Annotated in this window: 9 protein-coding genes; all 9 read right to left on the reverse strand. The window is 37.1% G+C overall.

The genetic code is table 11. The features are described 5' to 3' along the window. Window positions 1-216: 216 nt before the first annotated feature. Window positions 217-1,713 (reverse strand): RagB/SusD family nutrient uptake outer membrane protein, encoded by a 1,497-nt coding sequence (locus DM397_RS03200; RefSeq protein WP_239457786.1) that lies wholly within the window; start codon window positions 1,711-1,713, stop codon window positions 217-219. Window positions 1,714-1,722: 9 nt separating this feature from the next. Then, entirely contained in the window at window positions 1,723-4,731 is a 3,009-nt protein-coding gene (locus tag DM397_RS03205) for a SusC/RagA family TonB-linked outer membrane protein (RefSeq protein WP_111376152.1), read from the reverse strand. A 602-nt stretch (window positions 4,732-5,333) separates the two neighbouring features. After that, window positions 5,334-7,010 carry an endo-1,4-beta-xylanase gene (locus DM397_RS03210; protein WP_111376153.1) on the reverse strand — a complete coding sequence of 559 codons (1,677 nt, stop codon included), beginning with the start codon at window positions 7,008-7,010 and terminating at the stop codon, window positions 5,334-5,336. Window positions 7,011-7,042: 32 nt separating this feature from the next. Then, window positions 7,043-8,077: a DUF5627 domain-containing protein gene (locus DM397_RS03215; RefSeq protein WP_111376164.1), complete on the reverse strand. Its 1,035-nt coding sequence runs from the start codon at window positions 8,075-8,077 to the stop codon at window positions 7,043-7,045. A gap of 44 nt (window positions 8,078-8,121) precedes the next feature. Further along, window positions 8,122-9,861, reverse strand: coding sequence for a RagB/SusD family nutrient uptake outer membrane protein (locus DM397_RS03220; protein ID WP_111376154.1), 1,740 nt, complete (start codon window positions 9,859-9,861; stop codon window positions 8,122-8,124). A gap of 27 nt (window positions 9,862-9,888) precedes the next feature. Continuing rightward, window positions 9,889-12,912 carry a SusC/RagA family TonB-linked outer membrane protein gene (locus DM397_RS03225; RefSeq protein WP_111376155.1) on the reverse strand — a complete coding sequence of 1,008 codons (3,024 nt, stop codon included), beginning with the start codon at window positions 12,910-12,912 and terminating at the stop codon, window positions 9,889-9,891. 40 nt (window positions 12,913-12,952) lie between these two features. Further along, a complete protein-coding gene (locus tag DM397_RS03230; protein WP_111376156.1) occupies window positions 12,953-14,842 on the reverse strand; it encodes a RagB/SusD family nutrient uptake outer membrane protein in 1,890 nt (629 codons plus the stop codon). Between the two features lie 10 nt (window positions 14,843-14,852). After that, entirely contained in the window at window positions 14,853-18,053 is a 3,201-nt protein-coding gene (locus DM397_RS03235; protein WP_204251869.1) for a SusC/RagA family TonB-linked outer membrane protein, read from the reverse strand. Between the two features lie 694 nt (window positions 18,054-18,747). Then, the coding region (locus DM397_RS03240; protein WP_204251870.1) for a glycoside hydrolase family 97 C-terminal domain-containing protein at window positions 18,748-19,032 on the reverse strand (285 nt) is incomplete at its 5' end.

Here is a 19,032-nt window from a genome sequence, read left to right on the forward strand (position 1 = left end):
TTATAAAAAAACTAACTTAACTTGACTTAACTTGACTTAACTTAACTTGACTTAACTTAACTTAACTTAACTTAACTTAACTTAACTTGACTTAACTTGACTTAACTTAACTTGACTTAACTTAACTTAACTTGACTTAACTTAACTTGACTTAACTTAACTTAACTTGACTTAACTTTACTTTATTTAACTTAAACTAACCAAAATTTAAATATCTTAATAACCAGGATTGTTATCGCTTGGTTTTATTTTAGGATTAGAAGATGTTTCTCTGTTTGGTATAGGCCATAGCTCACTTTTACCAGAAGTAAAACCTGTACCCTGCAATACTGTACTTGCCATATTCCATCTTATAAGATCATCAAAACGAGATTGTTCTCCAGCAAATTCTACCTGACGTTCGTGAACAATTGCCGCAAAAACTGCGTCTTTTGATGCTGTAATATTCGTTGCCAAGTTTGCTCTGTCACGAACTTCTTTAATATAAGCAATCGCTGCTGTCTGCGAACCGCCATTCCTCTGGTTTTCACATTCTGCTTTCATAAGCAATACATCTGCATAACGCATCACTTTAAAGTTAATGCTTGAACGCGTTGCTTCATCTTCTCTATTGTAATAGTTTTGATATTTTTTCCATCCTGCTCTTCTAATGCCTGCAGAAGTAGTAAAATTACTTGGAACCATCACCTTAGCTCCTTTTAAATAAGTTGATCCTGGCACATAAAAAGTATCACCAAAACGGTTATCACCTGCTTCATAAGAGTCTAAAAGACCATCTGATGGATAAACATTGTACCAGCTAAGATTTCCGTATTCCTGACCTCTAAGCGTTGACTCATCAAAACCGGTTCCGCCACTGTCACCAACAGCTCCCCACTGATCACCAGTTCCATTTTTTTCATCAAACTCGATTTCAAAAATCGACTCTTTGCCATGTTCTGTTTCTTGCATGAAGTTGTTGTAAAAATTACCTTTATCTTCAAGGCTGTAACCAGTCACATTGTTAAACGCCGCTAAAGCTTCGTCATATTTCTTTTGGTACAATAATACTTTACCCAATTGCGCATAAGCTGCTTCTTTATTGGCTCTTCCTGCAGATTCTGATCCTTTTGGCAAAAGATTTTGTGTTGCAAATACCAGATCCTCTTCAATCAAAGCGTATACCTCTGCTTTAGGGCTTCTTGCATTTCCTACAATAGTACCTGTTTTATAAATTGGCAAATCGCCAAAACGTCTTACTAGCAGGAAATAATAGTAGGCTCTTAAAAAATGAGCTTCTCCTAAATACTTGTTCTTTTTTTCCTGAGATAAAACATTATTGGGAAGCGCATTGATTCTCTGTTCGTTATCCAGCACAAAATTTGCTCTAGATATTCCCGTAAAACAAGACTCCCAATAGTATTGGATAATATCATTTCCCGCGTTAAAAGAAAAATCCTGAAAAGGTTTTTTGTTACCTTCCAACTGCGGATTTCCTAAAGCATCATGTCCCATAAGGTCCATTGCGAAGAAAAGATTTCTTCCATAAAGCCCTCTTGTCTGCAGATTTGCATACGAAGCATTTACAGCAGACTGCACCTGAGTTTCAGTTTTAAAGAAAGTTTCAGGCGATAAAGTATTGGGGTTAGTCAATTCTAATTCGCTACTGTCACATGAAGTCATGATTAAAGCTCCAGACAGCATTATAAGTATATATTTAATTTTTTTCATCATCTTTAAATATTAAAATGTAACATCAATTCCAAAAATTACCGATTTCGGCTGTGGATACCTTCCTAAATCAATACCTGCTGAATTTGCATTGCCATCGGCACGTGCGATTTCTGGATCTAAACCAGAGTAATTAGTAATTGTTATAAGGTTCTGTCCGCTTATATAGAATCTTGCTTTTGAGAAATAGCTCTTAAATGCATCTCCAGTTAATGTATATCCTAAAGCGATGTTTTTTAATCTTGTAAAAGAACCATCTTCAATATAGCGCTGATTTGCAGAAGACCAGTTGATATCTGCTCCTTGTGCTCTTGGCAAAGTCGCTGACGGATTTGTTACAACACCGTTTTGAACAATTGCTCTGTCCAGAACATCAGTGCTGGCATTAAACAAACGATTCATTCCTTTTAGGTCAAAAGTGTTTGCATTATAAATATCATTTCCTGCAACTCCTGTGATAAAACAATTGAAATCAAAGTTTTTATATGCTGCAGTTAGGTTTAAACCGTAAGTAAAATCAGGATACGGATTTCCGATGTTTGTTTTATCATCTGAATTGATCACTTTATTGCCATCGCGATCTACAATTTTAATATCACCCGGTTTTATAGCAGTCTGACCTGGTCCAAAAACAGCATCCACTTCTGCCTGATTTTGGTAAATTCCATTAGTCTGGTATCCATAAAAATAGAATAATGGCTGTCCTACTTCTAATCTAGAGAAATTTTCTAAACCTGCTCTTGCAGAAGGACCTCCTAATACGCTAGTCACTCCAGGCGCTAAACCAACCACTTCATTTTTACTTGTCCCTAAATTTGCAACGGCAGACCATGTAAAGTCTCCTTTTCTGTCATTGTAACCAATAGAAACCTCAAAACCGCTTACTTTTACATCTGCAATATTTTGAATTTGAGTTCCGCCGCCTGCAGATCCAACAGAAGCAGCAAGAGGAACTGCAAAAAGAATATCGCTGCTTTTATTATTGAAATACTCAAATGAACCTGTTAGCGCATCATCAAATAAACCGAAATCAACACCAATATTTCTATCCAGTTTTGACTCCCACTTCAAGTCCGGATTAGCAGCAACACCTAAAGAAACACCTGGTGCATTTTCTCCTCCAATTGGATAATTGTAATTTGCCAATAAAGTAGCGCTGTATTGGTAATTGTCAATTCTATCATTTCCTGTTGTTCCTGTACTAGCTCTAAGTTTTAAGGTGCTGAAAATAGAATTTTGCATAAAGTTTTCTTTCGCAATATTCCAACCTAAAGCCACTGAGTAGAAATTCCCCCAACGATTATTTGCCCCAAAACGAGAAGATGCATCTCTACGTCCTGACACCGCCAAAAGATATCTGCCATCATAATCATAGTTGATACGAGCAATATATCCTAAGTTTTTTTCTTCATAATTTGAAGACCCTAAACTTCCCTCATTATATCTTAACTGATCAATTTCGTTTGAAATATAGTATTTGCTTCCTGCTGCTAAACTTTGTCCTTTTCCGTCAATTTTAGTAATAACTCCCAATACTTCAAGGTTGTGCTTTTGAGCAATAGTTGTTTTATACGTTAAACTATTATCGAAAACGATAGTTTGTCCTTGAGAATTTGTTTCGTTAGTGGAAGAAAATGCTTGTTTATGGTAAGAACCATCTTGAAAACTTGGAATGAAAGTATGATCTTTACTTGTATAGTAATCTAAAGAAACTTGCGATCTGAATTTCAAACCTTTGTAAATTTCCAATTCTGCATAAATATTTCCAATAATAGAAAGGTTGTTAATCTTTTGATATCCCAAATTAGCTACACGCACTGGGTTTTCAGCATCATTTCCATCAATGGCGCTAGGCCCTTGATAACCTCCTAAACTGTTTTCATTATAAATTGGGAAATATGGAGCCATTTTAATGGCATGCTCAAGTAAAGTTCTTCCTCCTGAGCTGCGCTCTGGATTAATCGTGCTGAAAGAAACCCCCATGTTGCTTCCTATTTTTAGTTTACCAATATCCTGCGTATTATTGGCTCTAAAAGAATAACGTTCGAAACCCGTATTGATAATAGCTCCATCCTGTTTCATATATTCTGCAGAATAACGCCCTGTTGAAGTCTCTGTACCATTTGAAAAGCTCAGGTTGTAATCCTGCATAACTCCTGTTTGAAAAATCTGGTCCTGCCAGTTGGTATTGATATTTCCAAACTCTGCCGCTCTTGCTGTTAAATCGCTTCCTAAATCTTTAGCGTACTGCAAATATTGCTGCGTATTTAAAACACTATATCGTTTTGTCACTTCCTGTCCGCCAACGTAAGTGCTAAAGTTTAACTGGCCTGGGCCTTTTTTACCTTTTTTGGTGGTCACCATAACAACGCCATTAAAAGCTTTAGAACCGTATAAAGCGGTTGTAGAAGCATCTTTCAAAACCGAGATGCTCTCAATGTCATTAGGGCTTAATCCAGAAAGATTCCCTGTTAAAACTCCGTCAATCACATATAAAGGAGCACTGTTCCCCATTGTTGCCAGACCACGAATGGTTACGGTAGGATTAGAACCCGGCGCGCCATTTACCACTGTAACCCCTGCAGCACGTCCTTGTAAAGCAGATTCAGCATTGGTAATAGGCACTGCGGCAATATCTTTTGAACTTACCGTAGAAATCGCTCCTGTAACCTTAGCTCTCTTTTGAGTACCATAGGCTACTACAACTTCATTTAAATTTTGCGTGTTTTGAACAAGAGTCACATTGATTGAGCTTCTTTCGCCTACAGTAATAGTCTGTGAAACTAAACCAACATAAGAATACGTTATTTTATCGGTAGGATTAACTCCTTTTAAAGAGTATTTACCGTCAAAATCTGTCGATGCGCTATTTTGCGTACCTACTACATTAATACTGGCACCCGGCAACGGAAATCCCGAAGGGTCGGTAATCACGCCATGAATGGTCTTTGATTGTGCCATTATGCTATGACTGCCAACTAACAGCAGTCCGATTAGTGCAATTTTGAGTTTTAACTTCATATTAATTGTTTTTTGTTTGGTTTAAATAGTTAATGGTTTTTGTTTTTTTAATCAGTAAAGGTTCATATGTATTCTTTTATTCTGTTTATGCTTAAAATCTTTTTTATAAAAAAGACTATTTAAATATGAATCAATTTTACAAACAACATATCATCACAAATATAAAAAAACAACTCGTAAAACAATCGGTTGCTTAATAATTTATTTAAAAAAAACTCAAAAAATAACACAAATAAAAACATTAAAAATATTTTTATCTTAAAAAATTTAATAATTATTCATTTTAAAAATAATTATTAAATAAATAATTATAATTCAGTAGCTAACTGACCGACTTTCTATAAAAAATACAATATTGAAAAAAGAGCGTAAAATCTTTAAAAACCTATAAAATATCAGTAAAAATTTACTAAAATCAGTTAAAATGATCGGTTTTGCAATTTATCTTATACTGATATTGATTTAAAAAAGGCTAGAAAAAGCCAAAATAACAATCGGTTGTTAAAAAATTAGCCGCTTTTTTAAACTAACAAAACCTATTCAATAAAAAAGCCCGATGCAATTGCATCGGGCTACAAAAAACACTTAAAAATATATTTACTTTACTTCATTTCATTTAATCCATCTGCAAATCGTGCATAGGCTGGTTTACGGGTAAACTGGATATCCCATAAAGCTTGTTTTTCGCCAGGAAGCCAAGAAGAATCTTTTTTGCTGTCGCTAACTCCCCAAACCGTAATGCCATATCTTTGTTTGGCTGGAATATATTTTGAATACATATCTACAACATATTTATACATTTCAGCTTGTTTTTGAAGCATAGTTTCGGTCACATCTGCAGTTCCTACAGCAATATCCAATTCTGAAACTTTAATAAGCTTGCCTGTTGCCGCCAATAATTGAAACATTGCTGCAATATTTTCTTTATTCGAATTAATGCTAATATGCATCTGTGTTGCAATCCCGTCAACTTTCTGTCCTTTACTTTCAATATACTCTACGTACGTAATAAGCCCTTTGCATTTGTCCAAATTATATTCAAGATTATAGTCATTTACAAATAATTTATCAGTAGGATTACCATATTTTCTTGCCAATCTAAATGCCTCTACCGCATAATCCTTACCTAAATAATCCTGCCAGAAAAATTCGTCTGCGGCCAAAGTTTTTCCAATACCTGTTTTTAATTCGTAAGGTTTGCCGTCATCCATCGGCTCATTAACCACATCCCAAGCTTTTACGGCAGGAGCACATTTTTTCATCATTTCTGAGATCCATTTCTCCAAATTTTGATTAATGATATTTTTCTTCTCTTCTGGAGTCTTCTCAATGATTGTGCTTCCTCCTGTTGGATTGTACTTCTTTAATGTAATATTATCAAAATAGTAATTGGTAGCCGTTTTTCCAAGATTGAAAGCAATTACTCCACAAGTTGCCTGCTCTGCCGAAACGGTAATTTCTTTTGTATAGGTTGTCCAAGTTGGCGTTGAAGAAATTGTTCCGAAAAAATCCCAGTGCTTATAGGCTCCTGGCGTTACATGTGCCTGCGTAGGATAAGAAGCATTTACATCTGAACGGATATCCATTGACAACTGGTATTTTTCACCTGCCTGAACAGCTGGAGAAAATTTTATAAACAGCTGTGCCTCCCAGTCGTTCGCACGAACTGCAGCATTGGTTAATTTAAGCGCTCTGCCTACTCCGTTTGCACCTTCGCCAGCTGCAGTATATGCCATGGTTACATTTGAATTAACCTGATAATTGGATGTGTTATCTGATTCAAAATCATTGCCTGTTACAAGATCCCAACTTGGTCCTCCTGTTGATGGAATGATTACAGGAGCAATAAGGCCCTTTAAGTAAGCTGCATTTTGATTGGCATGCCAGCATAAAGTATGCCCAAATAGCGTCACTCCAGATTGCTGAGTGGCTGCCAGCAGTTTATCTATTCCAGAGAAGTCAAACATGCCGTCATTTTTAACTACTGCCCCATGCTTCATTTCGTACCCCATGGTGATTTCGTCGAAATTTCGATCTACAAGCCTTTTGACAATTCCACCTGAAACATACTCTGATAATGAAATTCCGGCACCTAATTTAAAATCTGGATTGCCCGATCTGCCAACATAGGTTTTTAAATCTTTATAGGCATCTATTTTCTCCTGATTGGCAATGGACTCAGGTTTGGCATATTCAAAATCTAAAACACTATCATTTGCACAGGACCAGACTGCTGCAGCAGTGCAGAACAGCATCGCCATTTTATATAATTTATTCATATCGTTTAAATTTATACTTTTAATAATTTCAATTATTTGGCAACTGGCGTAAATAATTCTGCAGTTACGCCTCTATCACGAAGCACTAATGTGTCTTGGGTTGTTAGGCTAAAATCTTGAAAATTCACTTTATAATCCAAATAAAGCGCATCGCGATCCTTGCTTCCCCAGCTGTTTTTTTCCCCTCTTTTCACAAATTTACCTGTGCCAGTTGCTGTAAACTGAGCACTATTGTTTCCAGAAACAGTACACCCATTATTATCGTCAAATGTGAGCACCAGATTGAAATTAATATTGGCTCCCGTATTATCTTTAATAGTAACAGGAAAATCTATAGTCTTCATTGACAAGGTATTTATCCTGTTAACCTGATCTTTCTCAACATATTGGCTGTGACGGCTTACTACTCTATTAAGCGCAGTGTTTCCGTTATTTCCAACAAAAGTGTCTTTACCTCTTCTTAAATAAAATCCGTCCCAAGGATTTACATATCTAATCGCGTAAAAAACATAGTCTTTGGGAGCTACACTCCAATCGGAAGCTAAGGGTCTTAATGGATTTGCAACTAATGCTTTTCCTGACAAAATAGAATCCGCATTCATAACTTTTGTCATTTGAAGCGGAATAACATAGGTCTTTTTTATGGCAAGAGGATCCGCAAAGAAAGCATCTGTCAACTGCACTTCGATTCCTCCAGAAATCTGACCTTTCGGGATAACAATTTTATCGCTCAAAAGTGTGTAGTAATTTGAAGGCATGGCAACAATCTGATCGCCTCCGCTCTTAAATAAAAGATTCGATGTTAGAGAATTGGCAACCGAAACATCAATTGTTACGTCTTTATTATTCTCATAAACCCCGCCTAAGGTTCCCATAATTTTACATTTATGCGCATTATCTAGCGATGTATCAAATATATCTTCTCCTAAAGTTATGGTTCTAACAGGAAACTGATAAGCAAAATAAACTGCTGAATATTCATAATCATCAAAATTTTGATCATCGTTAGTGCATGCTGCCAATAAGCCAAAGAGAACCGCGGCCATTAAAAATATCTTGTTTTTCATTTTTTTATACATTTATATAATAGACATTTTAGATAGAAATAATTCTACCATCCTTTGTTCTGAATGAGAGCGTTAAACTTAAGAACTTCAGAATATGGTATCGGACCATAATTCATATACTCTTGAAAAAGTCTATTTTCCACAGTAATTTTTTGATAGGCACCTCCTTGAATTTTCATTCCTTCTGCTGCGCTGGTTAAGTTTAAATTCCATCTGCGCAAATCCCAAAATCTAAAACCTTCAAAACATAATTCCAATCGGCGCTCGTTTCTAATCAAATTGCGCATCGCAGACTGGTCTGATTTAATAGATTCCAAATACAAATCGGGCTGGCTTATTCCTGCTCTTTTTCTTAGTGCCTGAATTACGTCGTAAGCCGAAAATCCTGCAGAACCACTAGCCAATGGCCCCCATGCCTCATTTGCTGCTTCAGCGTAAATCAAATACAGCTCTGTGTATCTCATGCGAGGCTTATAGTGTCTTTGATTATTGACTGCATTTGGATTTAAGTTAACATCCTGACGCAATAATTTTTTCATATAATAGCCTGTTCGCGTCGATGTGCCTACTTTGTTCAGCGCGTCATTTGTGCTTCCGTCGCTTGCTGTAGTAATAACAGTATTGTTTACACCCGCTGTAGCCTGATTGACTAAAATAAATTTCTGCAAACGCGGATCACGATTGGCATACGGATTGGCAGCATTATAATTGCTGGCCGGATTTGCAATAGGATATCCATTCGCCATAGGAAAAGCATCCACTAAATTTTGAGTTGGATTAACACGCCCTTTTCCAAAAAGTGTCGGCGGAAAATTATCGCTTTCCAAAGCATTGCTTTCTGCAATATCTGATCTCCAAATTACCTCTTTCGGATTTACTCCTCCTCCTAAACTGCTCAATTCAGCCGCATTATTGTACCAGTTTAAACCGTTCGGATCGATACCTGCAATGCCGCCATTCAGATTTAATAATTCCCCTGCATATTTAGCTGCGCTTTCCCAAGCAGTAGTGCTTCCAGAACTAAATGCTGGACTCGCTGCCAATAAAGCCGCTTGAGCTCTTACCACTTGTGCAATTCTAGAAGACATTCTTTGTCTAGCGTACTGCCCAAAAACACGATTATAATCTGCTAAATTATCATACCCAGGAGGCAGAGTTGCTGCATCTTCAAAATCTAACGGAAGCAATTCAACAGCCTTTGCAACGTCAGCGTACAATTGTTTCATGCAATCCTCAAATGAGCTGCGGCCAACATTGAAGTTTGAAGTTGAAGTTTGAGGCTCTAATAAAACCGGAACTCCCAATAACTCACCATTTGATGCAACACCTGCATGTGCCTGCAATAAGTAGTACATATAAAGTGCACGCAGACCGTAAGCTTCGCCTTTTAGCCGATTTCTAAACAATACGCTAACATTATCATCCTTTGCCCATTTTACCTTATCGGCTTCCGCAAGAAATATGTTTAGATATTGAATAGCGCTTTTTGAATTTGTCCATTGGTCTAATGGATTAAAATTGGCAGTCCACTGTCCTGTTGCCACTTTAAGATAGTTGCTATTGATATCGTTGGTAACGGCGTCATCTGTCGCCACATCGTTAAAAGACCAAGAGTTTCCGGGAAGTCTAGTATAAGCATTTAAAAGAATTCCCTGAGCATATTCTGCTTCCGCGTACATATCTTTCAATCCCCTGTTATTTTCTATAGCAGGCTCAATCAAGTCATCACAGCTGCAAAAAACAAACACAATTGATATAAAAGTTAATAGTTTTATTTTTTTCATATTAATTAAATTAAGTGTTTCTAAAATTTAAAATAATGCTTTAAGACCTAGATTGAAATATCTGGTTTGGGGAGCACTGCCTATGTTCAATTCCATATATTCTCTTTCTTTTGCTATGGTCGCAAGATTGGCTCCTAGCGCATAAACACTTAAACCATTAAAGAAAGTCTGACTCAGCGCTTTTTTTGGAAAATCATATGTAATTTGAACCTTAGAAAGATCAATCCTATTGGTGCTGTAAATCCAGAAATCTGATGAACGGTAATTATTATCGCTATTCAATGACGTTAATCGAGGAAATGTTGCCGTATCTTTTGTTTCTTCTGTCCAGCTGTTGCGAACATTTACAGAATATTTATCTTCTCCATCTATCCAGTAGTACGAGTTATTTTTCATGCCGTAAGCACCAGTCTGGCCTGTAACTATTGTAAAGAATGTAAAGTTGTTCCACTTAGCCGTAAAGTTAACCCCATAAGTAAACGGAGCTCCGTTCCATCCTGCTTTACCCAAATAAACCTCATCTTTCACATCAATTATACCATCGCCATTCTGGTCTTTATATTTAATATCACCTGGTTTAACCTGTCCAAAAGTTTGTGAAGGCGAGTTTTGAATATCAATTGCGTCTCTAAAAAAACCATCATTTTTAAGCCCCCATAAAGCATCCAAAGGTTTGCCTTGTCTGTTTTGATAAGAGTCTTCATAAAGCTCTGCACGTTTTGAAGCTTCAGTATTTAAATAAGTTCCTGTAAAGCCAAGCGCTAAATCTACAGTTCCGACCTTTTTGTTAAATCTCAAATCGAAATCAAATCCTGTACGTTTATCATCATTGTAATTGATGTAAGGAATAAACGAAGTGTTTGGCCAGCCTGTCGTATAATAGATAGGATATAAACTTGCAGCCTGAATAACATTTCCTTCGAATTTATTAATGAAAAAATTACTGTTCAATGTTATTAATTTCTCGAAGAACGAACCTTCCAGACCAAAGCTTATCTCTTTTCTTTTTGCGAAAGTAAGGTCTAAATTTTCACCTCTTCTTGAGTCTGTACTTCTGTTAAGCGCACCATCTCTCCAGCTAAACCAAGCACCATCTGTCTGAGTATAGATGCTCTGATATAAATAATAGCTGTTTACGTCTAGATCGGTATTTAAAACACCTCCCGAAGCTGTCAATTTAAGATAATCGATCACACTTACACTCTTCATGAACTCTTCTTCTGATAATTTCCATCCAACAGACATCGTTGGAGAAAATGCCCCTCGGTTTCCTTCAGCAAATTTTGCTGAGTGGACATATACACCATTGAATTCTGCAAAATATTTTTGATTGAAATTATACCCTAAGTTCAACCCCAAATTAGCATTACTGGTTTTATGATACACTTCAGATCGTGATTGCTGAAATCCTGAAGCTGTCAGCATAGCTGATACATTATGCTGCTCTTTTATTTTTTTCACATAATTAAACTGTCCTGAGAAAGCCACTGTCTGATCAAAAGCACTATTGCTAATGTTCTGCACTCCAGATTTTGCATCTTTTCCGTATTTTGTCAAAGATGTTATCTGATCAAATCCTGCGTAAGTATTCCAAGTTGCCTCATAAGTAGCATACGAATTATTATACGACTGAGTATAAGAGGTAGCATAATCTACAGCAAAATCAGTGTGAAATGAAAGACCTTCCAATAAATCTCCCAACTTCACATCAACGCCAGTATTAAATTGGAACTGACGGCTTGTAAAGGTATTATATCCTCCGGCATAAATTGCTGCAAACGGATTTGTCGGATTAAGCTGCGTACCGCCCAAAAGATATTGATTGTCTATTATATAATTACTGCTGTTAGCAAGAGCCAATGTTGCCTTATCATTTGGCTCAATCATGCTAATTGGCAATAAAGGGCTGAACAGATGCGGTCTTAAAGTTGCCGCATTTTGCCAATAGTCTGTATTCACTCCTCTTGTGTTTGAATAAATGGCATTAGCGCCTATAGTTGCAGAAATTCGATCATTAATGCTAAGGTCTACATTACCTCTAATATTAAATCTATTCATGTTATTATGTGCCGCTTCACCAAAATCTTGCAAAGGATCCTGTTGCGATAGAAAATTGACATTTGTAAAATATCTGGCCACTTTATTACCGCCGGTAATTTCGACATTGGCATCGTAATTAAAATAAAATTTCTTTATGTATTCAGGTGCATAATAATTAACATTCGGATATCGGTACGGATTTTTCCCCGAAGCAAAATTATAGATCGTTTCATCTGAATATAAAGGATCTAAACCATCATTAACTCTCGCTTGATTGTAATACTGCATGTATTCTGCTGATCCCAGATATTTAGGAAGGCTCTTGGGAATAAACACGCCATTATCCAGTCTTGATGTAATCTGCTGTTTTTGAATTTTGCCTTTTTTAGTTGTAATATAAATCACCCCTTTAGCGGCGCGGCTTCCGTAAAGTGCCACGGCAGATGCTCCTTTCAAAAAAGTAATCTGATCTATTTCAGTAGTAAGTATTGAATTGGCCGGCCTTGGAAAGCCATCTACCAGCACTAAATCGCCTCCCATGCCCCATATACTTCCATTATAACCTCCCACAAGAGCCTGAACCCCGTCAAGACTGTAAGTCGTATAATTTTTATCTATTATTTGAGGCACATTTATATACGAAACGCCTCCCATCAAATTCTGAGCATCTTCCTTCTTAAAAGCAATCTGCACTTGGTCTGCCGCAATGCGATTAAGACTTAAATCGTCTATTCCGGTAGAAGCTTTAACCAAAAGTGATTGATATCCAGGCGCCTGCACTACTAAATCGGCATCTGGCGTTACTGTAATCGAATAGCTCCCTGTAGCATCTGTCGTTACCGAAACATTATCCGAGCTGCTTACTAAAGTCGCATTTTCAAGAGGCTTTCCTTCTGCTCCAATTATAATCCCAGTTAAATTTATTTTTTGATTATTTTGTGCAAGGATTTTAGCAGGTAACAAAGTTAATACTGCAAAACATAGCACTATTTTAAGCTGTATAAATTTCATTATTCTATATTTTTTTTAGTTTATTAAAATAGTCTATGAACTACCATCCTGGATTCTGTGAAAACTCCATATACATATTTACGTCTGCATTTTTTAATGGCAGCCAATAATGTTTTTCAGAAAATTTTCGCTCCAATATTACCACCTCGCGAATATTAAGCACTTTATTCTGGCTTGGATTATCTACATCTAATGGACCTGCTCTATCAAATTCAATTGACTTTTTCAAAGTATACGGACTATCAATTAAAAGCATCCAGCGGCGCAAGTCGTTAAAACGGTGTCCTTCAAAACTCAATTCAACTGCGCGTTCACGTCTTACTTCTCCAATAAACGCATCTAAACCACCTGTAAATACAGCTGCAACATGGCCAACGCCAGCTCTGTCGCGGATCACATTTATAGCATCAACAGCTGTTTTTGAAAATTGCGGATCTTTTCCTGCTGCACCGCCGTAACCTACCGCGGCTGCTTCTGCATACATGATATAGATGTCTGACAGACGCATCCATGGAAGGTGGATATTAAGATTGTTTCCGTACCCAAAACCATCATCAAATTTATTGGCTGTTCTTGGAATGAATTTATACAGCAAATATCCTGTTCTGCTGCCTGAGCTTATATTTCTATAGCTTCCATCAGTATAAAGATTGGCATATCTGTTTTGCTCTTCGTTTGCAGGCATAGATCCTGTAACACATTTTACGCCATCAAATACAATATCATTATAAAAACGCGGGTCTCTTCCTTTCCAAGGATATTGCGGATCATATCCAGATTCTGGATCAGCTTTCGCAATATCTTTAATCGGCATTCCATTTGCCATTCCGTAATTGTCAACATAATTTGCTGTTGGCAAAAACTTCACATCACCGTCACAAATTTGAGGAGCTGGCTGATATTGTTTTGAAGTTCCCCAATTCGATCCGTTTGCACCAAAATAAGGTCCTCTAAAAATCGCTTCTGTTGATCCAGGCATTCTCCAGTTACCTCCTGTTGTATAAAAATTATCACTGTATTTGCTGAATGGAACCAATTTATACTGAGATGCGCCGCTTTCTGTTATAGTCAAAAGTTCAGCAAAAGCTTTTGCCGCTTTTTTACAGTATTCGGCATCATAACCAGCATTACCGGTAGACACCTTATTCATTAACGGACTTCCTGCCCATAGATAATTTTTTCCTAAATATCCAAGAGCCATTATTTTATTAATGCGCAGATCATTTTTTCCTAAAGTTCTTTTTCCAATGGCAGTATCATCCCAATTCACCGGCAGTAAATCGGCAGCTTCTCTAAAATCGCTTCCTGCTTTATCTGCACATTCCTGATAGGTAAGTCTTGGCAATTTTAAGGGCTTATCACTAGGAAGCACTTGATCAATATAGGGAAGCCCTCCAAAATACTGCATGAATTGAAAGTGAAACCAGCCTCTAAAAAATAAAAGCTGTCCTTTTATCATTTTCTTTTCTTCCTCTGTATATTCGGTCATTTTATCAATGTTGGCCAGTCCTATATTAGCTTTACGTATTCCTGCCCATCCTAATGTCCACAAATCTTTAGCAAAACGGTCGCTATTTGTGCTCACATTTCTTCTGTTCATCCAGCCTGCCTGCCATCCGTCAAATTCAGTCTGCCATCCCCAGAAATCTCCTTTATCAATTTTGCATACAAAATGAAAATCACGAGCTGTAGACTGAATTTCATCTTCTCCCCAATTCCATGAATTTGTCCAATAGGCATTTGTAAAATCAGGAATGCAATGGTACAATTCTTCTGTAAAGCCTTGAAAATTTTCAAAATTTTTGAATGCCTCTTCTGACGAAATATCAGAATCTGATGATTTTTCAAGATAATCCTCACAGGATCCCGAAATTAAAAGCGCACTTAAAACAATGCTGTACTTTACTATAGTGTTTATATATTTTTTCATAATTCTCAGTTTAAAATATAATATTGGCTCCCAGATTAAATCGCTTTACAGTTGGATACGCTCCTTGTGACGCCCACCCTGTTCCTGCAAAATTAGATTCTCTATCATCTGGCATTTTTGACCATAGATATAAGTTGTTTCCGTTGATATATACTCGAATGCTTTGCAGACCTGCAGATTTTACCCATTTTGATTTCCCGTCAAATGTATAGGCAATCTCAGCGTTCTTTAGACGCAAGTATGAGGCATCGTACATGTATCTGCTTCCATTATTAAAACTGCTTGCAGTAGATAGCCAGCGAGGCATTGGAGAATCGGCATTTGTATTATCAGCTGACCAATAAGATCCTTGATCGTAAACCACGTGATTCTGTTCAGACAGACTGGTTAAAACGACTTGTCTGGTAACATTGCTTACACCGTAAAACTGAACAAATGCACTGAAACCTTTCCAGTTTACTCCAAAAGTAGTGTTGTACGTATTTTGCGGTGTCCCAGAATATCCGAACGGAATATTATCCTTCGCATCTATAACACCATCTGCATTAAAGTCCAGGATATTATAATTGCCTGGTAATTTTTGTCCATCATTTGTGCTATGAATAGTGCTAGCGTATAATTCATCCCATGTATTGTAGAAGCCATTGCTAACATACGAGTAACTCTGTCCAATTGCTTTTCCTTCTCCTTTTTGGTAATCTGGCAGCAACTCAGGATTATCGGCACTTATGATTTTGTTCTTGGCATGCGTAATGCTGGTGTTCAGCCAAAGATTCAGGCCACTCCCAAAAGTATAATTAAATTTAAGCTCAAGCTCATAACCTCTATTCTGAACCTGTCCAAGGTTGGCGACAGGAGCTACTGCACCATAATAAGAAGGTATTGCTCTTCTAAGGCCGTCCAATAAGATATCTCTACGGTCTTCACTATACCAATCAAAAGTTCCTGAAACCAATCCTTTGAAAAAACCAAAGTCAACCCCAATATCACTCTTTTTAGCTACTTCCCAATGAACATCAGGATTACCTACAGAAGCTTCCTTGTACCAAGTGTACGGGCTCTGTTCTGCAGCTTCGCCTGTCACTCCCATCAGCGCATTGCCTCCATAAGCCCACTGGGACATATACAGCCATCTTCCATTAACGTTGTCATCACCAATCTCTCCATAAGTGGCACGCAATTTTAACAAATCCAAAAATGATGCTGTTCCTTTCATGAAATTTTCTTTGGTAACGATCCAGCTTACCCCACCAGAAGAGAAAAATGCAAAACGGTTTTCTTTATCAAATTTCTCCGATCCATTGTAGGCTCCATTATATTCGATAAAATATTTGTCGGCGTAGTTATAAGTGGTACGGAAAACCCAATCTTCTCTGAAGTGCGGAATTTCACTTCCTGTCGCAGTCTGATATCTGTTAAAAAGCCCCAAAGCACCAATATCATGTTTCTGGGCAATTTTGGTATGATAATTTAACTGAAGCTGATAGAAAAGGTTACGAACTGAAGCCCCATCATTTACAGTACCTGCACTAGGCGACCACTTAACCCCTTCTTGAAAATCAAATCGGTTATTAAAGTCAAAACTATTTTTGTAAAGCACCAATCCAGTGTTTGGATCTATCCATTTCTGCTGTACATCATTATATAAATCATTTACCCCTCTGTTATTCTCCACAAAAGTATTATCAAGAGCGATCATTCCTTTAAAACTAAGCCCTTTAACTACTTTGTCTAAGTTTTGCTCCAGCGTAAAATCGGTATTTAACTTTGTATTGGTTACATACTGCACCCCGCTTATCGCTAAATTCAGCACAGAGTTAGAAGCTTTACCTTGATTAGGCGCGTAATACCCCCAAGAACCGTCAGCATAGAAAGGCAGGAACACATCTGGAGCTGTCGAATAAGCCGCATCCCACATTGGATACTCGCTTCCTGAAGCTCCCCAAGGGCTTTTCTTAACACCATGAGAACCCGCAAGTCCAACTTTAAAAACAGTGCTTGGCGTAATCTGAAAATCTAAATTGCTTCTAACATTTAAACGGTTATAACCGTATCCCGCATCATATCCTCTATTATTGTTGTATTTTTTAAAAAGATCTCCTTCACTTACAAAATCGGCACTGGCAAAATACTTCACATATTTGGTTCCTCCGCTTACATTTAAACTTGCATTGTAAGACATTGCATAATCTTTAAAAAGCGTTTTCTGCCAGTCAACATTCGGATAACGTTCAGCTTCAGCAGTATTGGCGGGATATCTGTATTTATCAATTATAGCCTGTGGCAGATAATCGTTCCAGCTTGAAGGGCTCAACGCCAATTCGTATTCAATAGCCCTGTTTTTAACCATAAGCGCATCGTAAGCATCCAGTTTGGCAGGAAGTTCTGAAGGCACTTTTACCGTAGTATTGACAGTGGTTCTGATTAGCGCAGCACCAGAACGGCCTCGTTTGGTGGTTATAAGAATTACGCCATTAGCCCCTCTTACTCCGTAAACTGCAGTAGCAGAAGCATCCTTTAAAACCGAAACAGATTCTACAGAAGTGATTTCGACACTATTCATTGATCTTTCTACCCCATCTACTAAAATAAGCGGCTGTGCATTGTTCCAAGTACTGGCTCCACGAATAAAAAGCTGCGGATCTTCTTCACCCGGCATACCAGTACTGGCAGAAGTGATTAATCCTGGCACATTCCCCGTCAAGGCAGCACCAATACTGTTAACCCCCCCTGCACGTTCTAGCGTTTTACCAGAAACCTGTGCAATGGAGGCAACCAAACTTGCTTTTTTCTGTTTTCCGTATCCCACAATAATCACTTCTCCCAAATCGGTCTGATCTTGCTTCATTTCTGCATTAATTTCAGACTTACCTTCTACGGCTATCTCCAACGGTTTAAACCCTACGCTTGTAAAAACTAAAATCGATTTTGACGACGGAACTTTTATAACGTATTTACCATCTATGTCAGTAACAGCAATCGCATTCGGCACATTTTTTACGGCAACATTTACCCCTGGAATTCCCAAATGGTCATTGGCAGAGGTTACACGTCCTGTTATTATAATTTCTTGATTAGTCTGGAATACTGCTTTTTCCAAAGGTTTCGCCTTCTCAGCAGCCTGCAATGCACCTGTAAACAAAAACTGAAACAAAACTCCTAAAGGCAGATACTTCATGCCAATAAAAATTTCACGTAATTTTATTCTCATATTAATTAAGATGTTTGAACTAATTATTTATTTATCTCTTCTCAAATTGATAAGCAGTAGGAATACAAGGAAAAACTTATCCTGTCGAACCATAGATAGCTGCTTATAATCATCATTGCTTCATGTCGAATTGTGAGTCATTATTTTGTGGTTTAAAAGGTTGGTTAGTAAGGTTTTTATAGTTCATCTGACTCCATTATTTGATGAATGAAATCTTCGGTTTGTTTTTGAGAAATGAATGTGAATTTTATGTTAACAAAAATATAGAAAAAAATGAATTACACAACCGATTGTTTGAAATTATACTGATTATTCCGTAAAAAAACACATAAATAATAATGTATTAAATACTTTTTAACGTAATTTATTGATTATTTAATATTTTAAAAACAATTTCAACTAGAAACAATATTGGTTTTTCAACTAATCCTCAAAATTATTAACAATTGTATATTTTACACTTAACAGCATAAACGGTTCTACATTGTAAGCATATTACCACATTATATTCATAAAATCAGCACATTAGCCCCAAATTGAAGCGTAATAGATTCAATAGGAAGTAAATTTAGAAGCAAAAAAACAACCGATTGTAATAATTACAGCACGTCAAAAAAACATGGATGTTATTTGGAAAGAAAAAGCCAGCTTAACCAATAAGCTGGCTTATATAAGAATGGATCAGTAAAACGTTTTAATCTGTTATTACTATACCTCCATTTTTAGGTATTTTTATTTCAACTTCTTTGTTTTTGCCTACTATCAATTTACTTACTTTTCCGTTTAACTGATCGTCATCTGCGTAGTAATTTACCGTCATTCCAGAATTAAGCATTTCTAGTTTTAACTTTATCTTTAACAGCTTATTTTCAGCATTAATTCCCGCGATATACCACTTTGCCCCTTTTCTTCTGGCCAGCACAGCATATTTGCCTGGGTAGCCTTCCAGAAAGCGGACCTCATCCCAGACCGTTGGCAC

Origin of the sequence: Flavobacterium nitrogenifigens, assembly GCF_003254565.1 — a bacterium.
Lineage (GTDB): Bacteria > Bacteroidota > Bacteroidia > Flavobacteriales > Flavobacteriaceae > Flavobacterium > Flavobacterium nitrogenifigens.

What these genes read in the sequence shown, in the direction of transcription:
- DM397_RS03200 (WP_239457786.1), bottom strand. Translation starts at nt 1,713, where the DNA reads ATGATGAAAAAAATTAAATATATACTTATAATGCTGTCTGGAGCTTTA.
- DM397_RS03205 (WP_111376152.1), bottom strand. Translation starts at nt 4,731, where the DNA reads ATGAAGTTAAAACTCAAAATTGCACTAATCGGACTGCTGTTAGTTGGC.
- DM397_RS03210 (WP_111376153.1), bottom strand. Translation starts at nt 7,010, where the DNA reads ATGAATAAATTATATAAAATGGCGATGCTGTTCTGCACTGCTGCAGCA.
- DM397_RS03215 (WP_111376164.1), bottom strand. Translation starts at nt 8,077, where the DNA reads ATGAAAAACAAGATATTTTTAATGGCCGCGGTTCTCTTTGGCTTATTG.
- DM397_RS03220 (WP_111376154.1), bottom strand. Translation starts at nt 9,861, where the DNA reads ATGAAAAAAATAAAACTATTAACTTTTATATCAATTGTGTTTGTTTTT.
- DM397_RS03225 (WP_111376155.1), bottom strand. Translation starts at nt 12,912, where the DNA reads ATGAAATTTATACAGCTTAAAATAGTGCTATGTTTTGCAGTATTAACT.
- DM397_RS03230 (WP_111376156.1), bottom strand. Translation starts at nt 14,842, where the DNA reads ATGAAAAAATATATAAACACTATAGTAAAGTACAGCATTGTTTTAAGT.
- DM397_RS03235 (WP_204251869.1), bottom strand. Translation starts at nt 18,053, where the DNA reads ATGAGAATAAAATTACGTGAAATTTTTATTGGCATGAAGTATCTGCCT.